The following is a 2,717-nucleotide window of genomic DNA, read 5'->3' as shown; positions in this document are numbered from 1 at the left end:
TTTTGAGTATCTCGTTACTGAATACATAGGTTTCGAGAAGCGAACCCGGGGAACTGAAACATCTCAGTACCTGGAGGAAAAGACATCAACCGAGATTCCGTTAGTAGTGGCGAGCGAACGCGGACCAGGCCAGTGCCATTCATTCAAGTAGCAGAACGATCTGGAAAGATCGGCCGTAGCGGGTGACAGCCCCGTATGCGAAACTGATGTGAATGGACTCGAGTAGGGCGGGACACGTGTAATCCTGTCTGAACATGGGGGGACCACCCTCCAAGCCTAAATACTCGTATGCGACCGATAGCGAACTAGTACCGTGAGGGAAAGGTGAAAAGCACCCCGATGAGGGGAGTGAAACAGTACCTGAAACGGATTGCCTACAAGCAGTTGGAGGGTCCTTGAGGCCTGACAGCGTACCTCTTGCATAATGGGTCTGTGACTTAATGTTTCAAGCGAGCTTAAGCCGATAGGTGTAGGCGCAGCGAAAGCGAGTCTGAATAGGGCGACGTAGTTTGAAGTATTAGACCCGAAACCCGGCGATCTATGCATGACCAGGATGAAGGTGTGGTAACACACACTGGAGGTCCGAACCGATTAACGTTGAAAAGTTACCGGATGAGTTGTGCTTAGGGGTGAAAGGCCAATCAAGCCGGGAAATAGCTGGTTCTCCGCGAAAACTATTGAGGTAGTGCCTCGGATGGACACCCTAGGGGGTAGAGCACTGGATGGATGCGGGGGTCGCGAGATCTACCAACTCTAACCAAACTCCGAATACCTAGGAGTGATATCCGGGAGACAGACGGCGGGTGCTAAGGTCCGTCGTCAAAAGGGAAACAGCCCTGACCTACAGCTAAGGTCCCCAAGTCACGTCTAAGTGGGAAAGCATGTGGGAATCCCAAAACAACCAGGAGGTTGGCTTAGAAGCAGCCATCCTTTAAAGAAAGCGTAACAGCTCACTGGTCTAGCTAAGGGTTCCTGCGGCGAAGATGTAACGGGGCTCAAGACGTGCACCGAAGCTTAGGGTGTGTCCCAGACTTGATCTGAGGATACGCGGTAGCGGAGCGTTCCGTAAGCCTGCGAAGCGATCTGGTAATGGGTCGTGGAGGTATCGGAAGTGCGAATGCAGACATGAGTAGCGATAAAGAGGGTGAGATGCCCTCTCGCCGAAAGACCAAGGGTTCCTGCGCAAGGCTAATCCGCGCAGGGTGAGCCGGCCCCTAAGACGAGCCCGAAGGGGGTAGTCGATGGGAATGCGGTTAATATTCCGCAGCCTGGTGGTGTGTGACGGATGGCGTGTGTTGTTCAGCCTTAACGGATTGGCTGGGCTTCGAAGCTGTCCCGGGAAATAGCCCCACCGTATAGACCGTACCCGAAACCGACACAGGTGGTCTGGTAGAGTATACCAAGGCGCTTGAGAGAAGTGTCCTGAAGGAACTCGGCAAATTGCCTCCGTACCTTCGGAAGAAGGAGGCCCCAACTAGGCGCAAGCTCTGTTGGGGGGCACAGGCCAGGGGGTAGCGACTGTTTAGCAAAAACACAGGGCTCTGCTAAGTCGGCTTCAAGACGACGTATAGGGCCTGACGCCTGCCCGGTGCCTGAAGGTTAAGTGGAGGGGTGCAAGCTCTGAAATGAAGCCCAGGTAAACGGCGGCCGTAACTATAACGGTCCTAAGGTAGCGAAATTCCTTGTCGGGTAAGTTCCGACCTGCACGAATGGCGTAACGACTTCCCCACTGTCTCCAGGACATGCTCAGCGAAATTGAATTCTCCGTGAAGATGCGGAGTACCCGCGGTTAGACGGAAAGACCCCGTGCACCTTTACTGCAGCTTCAGAGTGGCAGTGGACAAGAACTGTGTAGCATAGGTGGGAGGCTTTGAAGCATCGGCGCCAGCCGGTGTGGAGCCACAGGTGAAATACCACCCTGTTGTTGTCTATTGTCTAACCTCGTACCGTGAAACCGGTACAGGGACCCTCTGTGGCGGGTAGTTTGACTGGGGCGGTCGCCTCCTAAAGAGTAACGGAGGCGCGCGAAGGTGGGCTCAGGCCGGTTGGAAACCGGCTGTTAGAGTGCAATGGCATAAGCCCGCCTGACTGCGAGACTGACAAGTCGAGCAGAGACGAAAGTCGGTCATAGTGATCCGGTGGTCCCTCGTGGAAGGGCCATCGCTCAACGGATAAAAGGTACGCCGGGGATAACAGGCTGATAACCCCCAAGAGCTCATATCGACGGGGTTGTTTGGCACCTCGATGTCGGCTCATCACATCCTGGGGCTGGAGCAGGTCCCAAGGGTTTGGCTGTTCGCCAATTAAAGTGGTACGTGAGCTGGGTTCAGAACGTCGCGAGACAGTTTGGTCCCTATCTGCCGTGGGCGTCGAAATTTGAGAGGAGTTGACCCTAGTACGAGAGGACCGGGTTGAACGTACCTCTGGTGTACCTGTCGTCGTGCCAACGGCGCAGCAGGGTAGCTATGTACGGACGGGATAACCGCTGAAAGCATCTAAGCGGGAAGCCTCCCTCGAGATAAGATTTCACAGGACGGTCGGAGACCACGACCTTGATAGATCGGATGTGGAAGCGCGGTAACGCGTGAAGCTAACCGATACTAATCGTCCTATTCGCGCTTGAGAGCACACACCCCCAACAACAGCGTTGGATGCAGGGTGATTGACCCTCAACCAGACATACAGTGCATCGATTTGAACCCGTCTCCCCCCGCCGC

General features: G+C 54.8%; 1 rRNA gene (running past one end of the window). It reads left to right on the top strand.

What is annotated here, in order from left to right:
* Window positions 1–2,624 (top strand): 23S ribosomal RNA (locus tag FHS97_RS17165) (it extends 242 nt beyond the left edge of the window).
* Window positions 2,625–2,717: the final 93 nt, after the last annotated feature.

This window comes from Sphingomonas endophytica (genome assembly GCF_014199415.1).
GTDB classification, from domain to species: domain Bacteria; phylum Pseudomonadota; class Alphaproteobacteria; order Sphingomonadales; family Sphingomonadaceae; genus Sphingomonas; species Sphingomonas endophytica.
Note: the sequence above shows the minus strand (reverse complement) of the source record. Positions and strands in the feature narration are given on the sequence as shown.